This window comes from Chamaesiphon sp. GL140_3_metabinner_50 (genome assembly GCF_025361915.1).
Taxonomy (GTDB): Bacteria; Cyanobacteriota; Cyanobacteriia; order Cyanobacteriales; family Chamaesiphonaceae; genus Chamaesiphon.
In genome coordinates this window covers 1-5214 of record NZ_JANYJC010000161.1, presented here as the reverse complement: position 1 = coordinate 5214, position 5214 = coordinate 1, and the positions used below count along the sequence as shown (strand labels likewise).

At 45.2% G+C, this 5214-nt stretch carries 5 protein-coding genes; 2 read left to right on the top strand and 3 right to left on the bottom strand.

Features of this window, described 5'->3' with window-relative positions; genetic code table 11:
• Positions 1-453, top strand: a 453-nt coding sequence (locus Q0R35_RS08325) for a tetratricopeptide repeat protein (protein WP_295616004.1), incomplete at its 5' end; no start/stop codon positions are given.
• 138 nt (positions 454-591) lie between these two features.
• On the opposite strand, the gene Q0R35_RS08320 is transcribed toward Q0R35_RS08325, so the two are convergent.
• The 3 genes from Q0R35_RS08320 to Q0R35_RS08310 form a co-directional block, all read right to left on the bottom strand.
• The gene (locus tag Q0R35_RS08320) at positions 592-1536 is read right to left on the bottom strand and encodes an FTR1 family protein (protein ID WP_295616001.1); all 945 of its coding nucleotides are present in this window, start codon (positions 1534-1536) and stop codon (positions 592-594) included.
• 279 nt (positions 1537-1815) lie between these two features.
• Positions 1816-2847, bottom strand: a complete 1032-nt coding sequence (locus tag Q0R35_RS08315; RefSeq protein WP_295615998.1) for a helix-hairpin-helix domain-containing protein — start codon at positions 2845-2847, stop codon at positions 1816-1818.
• A 284-nt stretch (positions 2848-3131) separates the two neighbouring features.
• Positions 3132-4127 (bottom strand): multicopper oxidase domain-containing protein, encoded by a 996-nt coding sequence (locus tag Q0R35_RS08310; RefSeq protein ID WP_295615995.1) that lies wholly within the window; start codon positions 4125-4127, stop codon positions 3132-3134.
• 281 nt (positions 4128-4408) lie between these two features.
• On the opposite strand from Q0R35_RS08310, the gene Q0R35_RS08305 reads away from it, so the two are divergent.
• Positions 4409-4876 (top strand): NADAR family protein, encoded by a 468-nt coding sequence (locus tag Q0R35_RS08305; RefSeq protein WP_295615992.1) that lies wholly within the window; start codon positions 4409-4411, stop codon positions 4874-4876.
• Positions 4877-5214: the final 338 nt, after the last annotated feature.

The window sequence follows — 5214 nt, the reverse complement described above, 5'->3', positions numbered from 1 at the left end:
TACCAACAAGGCGACTTTCAGGGCGCATTAGCCGATTATAATCGTGCCATTAAAAATAATCCCCAAAGTGCGAATGCTTACTACAATCGCGGGTTGCTTAAAGCAGACAAACTGCAAGACTTTCAGGGCGCATTATCAGACTATAATCGAGCCATCAAACTCAAGCCTAATTATGATGCTGCCTATAACAATCGCGGCAATCTCAAAGCAGATAAACTCCAAGATTATCAAGGGGCATTATCAGACTATAATCGAGCCATTAAACTCAAGCCGAGAAATGCTAATTCTTATTACAATCGCGGCATTCTTAAATACACCTATTTAAAAGATTCAACCGGGGGCATTGCCGATCTGCAACAAGCCGCCAAACTAGCCCAAAGACAAGGAAATACTCAAGAGGCTCAATTAGCAACCGATTTACTAAATCAATGGCAACAGACTACCGGGAAATAAATTAGGTAAGGATTTTTTGTCTAATGTAATCGATCGGTACTTAGGAATGAGGATTAAATAACTTGCCAACACAATAAACCCGACTTCTGGGAGAAGTCGGGTTTATGCCCCAACAGCGATCGATAAAATCGATAATATTTAGTTAGTTTTTACAGGTACGCTCATTGTTGACTGTGGAGATTTGGGAGGATTGAGACTGCGGAAATACAAACCCCCGATCGATCCTAAAAATGTCAGATAAGCTAGTGCTTGCACTAAATACAGCTTATCGGTATAGCCAAATAACGCACTCAATAATAAGCCCGGAAATTTATCTTCTGGTAATACTTTAGTCGCATTCCAGACTAAACCGCCCAGATTGCAAGAATGCACCTTGGTAAATTTCTCGTAGAAAAAGCACATCCCAGCGGATTGTCGATCGCTTTGGGCGATTGTCGCGATCGCCGTATCGAAATGCCCTAATGAGGATACCACCAAACCCGATACAATTAGCAACAATAGTACGCCCATAATCTGGAAAAAGCGGCGGATATTAATCTTCACTCCCCACTTAAACAACAACGCTCCAATGCCAGCAGCCACAGTCAATCCAGCCACCGAACCTAGTGACGGAATCAAGCCTTGCTGAAACTTGGCGACGATAAATAATACTGTTTCAAATCCTTCGCGCAAGATCGCCACAAATACTAGGGTAAATACGCCCCAGCCTGCATTTGTCGCCATCGCTTGTTGAATTGCCCCTTCTACCTGCGCCTTCATAAATCTGGCTTGCTTAGTCATCCAGATTAGCATCCAACTGAGCATGGCGATCGCCACCACCCCAAATATTGCCTCCAGAAATAGTTCTAATGTCGCCGCATAGGGGTTTTGCGACTGCGATAGTGCTTGAGCTGCTTGAGATAGCAACACCCCAACCATCCCACTCGCCGCGATCGCCGCTGTGATGGCTGCATACACCCAGATGCTCAAGTGGCTCTGTTTTGACTTCTTCAAGCAAGCAAGCACGATACCGACCACGAGGGCGGCTTCTACCCCCTCTCTGAGGGTAATTACAAATGTCGGTAAAGCTGAACTAAAATCCACGGTCTTAAAATAAAAGTATAGGAATATGTCTGAAAAATCCCCTCCTCGGAGCGACGTTTTTATTCTGGGGTTCCCCCAGAATAAAAAAACGTCAAGACAGCGAAAAGTGCGTTCTTGGGGCGCGAAGCTCTGAGTGGGAAGCTTCCCCCACAAACGTCGCTTGTCTCCCCAAGTAAAGCACCTTTTCAAGAGAGGGGTGCCCGTTCGCGAAGCGTCTCGAAGAGAAGGGCGGGGTGGGTAGATCTCCACCTACCCACAAGTTAGCTATACTTAGCCGCGCTATTTACTCGCGACAGTAATCACTTTCTGGGTACTTTGTTCGATCGCCGTAATCAATTTACCAACTTCTGGAGGGGTTTTCACAGGCGATGCTGGCGGTATAGCTGCTGGCCATGCCGTTTTGAGCTGCTTCATATTTTCGACAATTATTTTATGAGCATCAGGGCTATCTTTCGCCATAGTTGCGGCGATACCTTGATACAATTGGTCGGCATAAGTGATAAAACCTCTAGAGTCTTGATACTCGATCGCGGCTTTAAATTTGCCATCGCTAATCGCGGCTCCATATTCTGAATTAGCAGTATCTAATAGTCCGTTGATTACTCGCAATACAAAGGCTGGATTTTTCCGTTGCGTTTCAGGTAATGCGGCAATTGCAGTATCGATCGATTGCAGTGATTCTTTTAAATTAGTCGTCACTTTGGGCATCTCTTTAGCTCCCGCTTTGACTAAATCGTCGAGTGCAATTAGAGTAGTTTTAAATTCTTTAACTTTGCGCTCGTTGAGTTGGTCGGCGACATCGGTGTAAATCTCTTCAACTGGATGTCCGATATGGGGTTCGGCATCTTTAGGTTTGTTTAAATCTAGGAGTTCTTTGGCTACATATAAATGCCCTTTCATTAGTCCTAATTTGACCATATAGTCAGCATCTTTATCGAGTCCAGTTAAGACGACATCTTCAATTGTGACTAAATCTTTAATTTGGTCGTATTGGGCTTGGTCGATGACTTTTTTAGAAACTAATTCTTCGGGTGTTTTATATGGTCTGCTAGCTTGAATTTTATTAGATAAAGCCGGAACACCTAGTTTAGCTTCTAGTTTATCTAGTTCTGATAAAATTGCGCCATTAATATTAATTTTTTTATCGCCATGCTTCATACCTACCATCTCATTGGAAGCGGCTGGAGGTGTCGATGCGACTGGACTAGGTTTTTCGGTTGTCGTGGTGGTGGGTGTATTGTTACAGGCACTAATTACAACTGAAGCAGCACAAGCAAGAATGGCTATTTTAAGATATTGTGTATTTTTCATTAAATCGGTTTAAATTAATTGGAAGTTAAAGGTAATACACCGATGCGCTTCGTCGTAGGTAATCGCAAGTGAAAAGTTGAAAGATAATCACAGCTTTTAAGAATTCGATCGCATTAAAAATTAGATTGAAAATAAATACTTCCGATCTAGAGCGCGGTAACCGAGTCTCGCCGCCACTGCCTTTTAATCGGTGCTAGAGATGTCGATCTCCACACACTGCCTTTAATCACCTTAATTGTGTACTTAATGAGAACTAATGTCAACTTATTTGCGAATAAGTTCTATTAAGTGGCTGAAATAACGTTAAATGCGCCCATACAGCCATGTTCGGCGATTAAGTCTTGATGGGGATGAAACATAAATTGCCCAGGATACTTAAACTTAAACTCTAAAATATGCCGCTCTGCCGTGCCCATTGTAATCACATCGCTGGTATGGCTGGGTTTTAGCGTCATCCCTGTGGGGTAGACATCAAACATATTGGCATGGAGATGAAAAGTGACAGCCGGATCGATTTCGATCGTATTTAAGACATATAGTCGAATTAATTGATGCTGATAAATCTCGATCGGGTTCATCATATAGTAATCGGGCACGCCATTGAAAGCGTATAACTCATTTTTGCCGTCATCATTGGTATCGTAGCCCCCCATCACCAGCACGATTTCGTCAGCAACCGGGCGAGGTTGGGGCGGATCGATAATTAACATCCCAAACAAACCTTTGCCGATATGCCGCGTTACGGGCGAGACGTGACAATGATATAGGTGTAATCCATAGGGTTCTGCTTCTAACTCATAAATGGTACCCGTACCATTACGAATCGGTTTAATGCCATCCATCGCCGCTGGATGAAAGCCATGAAAGTGCATCGTATGAGCGTGTCCAGCGCGATTGAGAAAAGATACCCGAATTAGTTCGCCAGCTTTAGCTCTTAATGTCGGCCCTGGTACCCGATTATTATAGTTCCAACTATTGAATGACACGGCGGTATTTAACTGGAGGGTGGTATTTCCGGCTACCAGTTGAAATTCCCGCACAGTCCGTCCATTCTCCTGTTTGACGGTGCCATAGTCAAAATCCCGTAAAGTCTGCATCGGACTGAAGGTATTGCCCATCATGGGGCTATTAGCTGGCACTACCGGGATTCTTGCTTTAGACTGGGATTTGAGTCCTTGCCAAGCTAGCGTTGCAGTAGTTAACCCCAATCCTGCTAAACCATATTTAAGCAACTGACGACGATGGAGCAAAGGATGGTGAAGACGATCGAGATTAGACATCAATCCTGGTGCAAGTAGCGATAAATATTGGCAATAGTCCTAGTCAATTATTATAACTATCGATCGAACTAAATAATAATTATTAGCGTTATTTAGAGTTCGGAGATGGGAGTAGCCCCTTCAGGGCGGCTACGCCAACAGAATTCGGAGTTCGGAGTTGAGGTATGATTTTTTTTTGCGTGCAACTCCAAAGTCCCCCCGTCCCCCTGTCTTCCCCTCCCCCCGTCTCCCCGTCTCCCCGTCTCCAGGCTATGATAAACACAGTAATTTACGATAAGTGAGTGAACCAAAATCCATCGAAAATTTACTTCTACAAAGTTACTGCGCCCTACGGTTGCTTTTCTAATTTTTCGCCGCACTCGATTGAATTAGCTGGCGTGCGGTGGGCAACTGTCGAACACTACTATCAAGCGCATAAGTTTCAGGACACGAAATTCGAGCATTTAATGGCGCAAATTCATCAAGCAACCACGCCAGAATTGGCAACAAAAATCGGGCGCAACCCCGAACACCAAAAGCATCCCAATTGGGATGCGTGTAAATGTGAGCTGATGTATCGAGCTGTCTGGCACAAATTCAGTTCTCATGCAGATCTCCGCCAGATTTTACTCGATACCGCAGATGCCGAAATTATCGAGGATTCGCCTGTAGATTACTTCTGGGGCTGTGGAGTCGATCGTACTGGCGCAAACCAGCTCGGACGCATTTTAATGCGGGTCAGAGCCGATTTACAGATGGTTTTGGTCTGAACGATTATCGTAAAAAGCCCCTCTCCTAAGTTTGGGAAAGGGGTACATACACAAGTCTGCTAGACTTCGTTTTGAGATCTAGATCCCCCCTAGCCCCCCTTCAAAAGCGGCTCGCTATGGGCGGGGTTCCCCCGCACATAAAAGCGAGACAAGACAGGGGGGAACCGGATCCGGAAGTCCCCCTGCAAGGTTGCGCTTTCACTGTCGGGGAACAAAGGACGGTGCGCGCATCCGCTTTTGAAGGGGGATTTAGCGGCTCCCGCTCGCCTTTGTTCCCCGACGGTTTAGGGAGACAAGACAGCGGCGGTTTTATGTCTAGGGTTCCCCCCGTTGGCGGA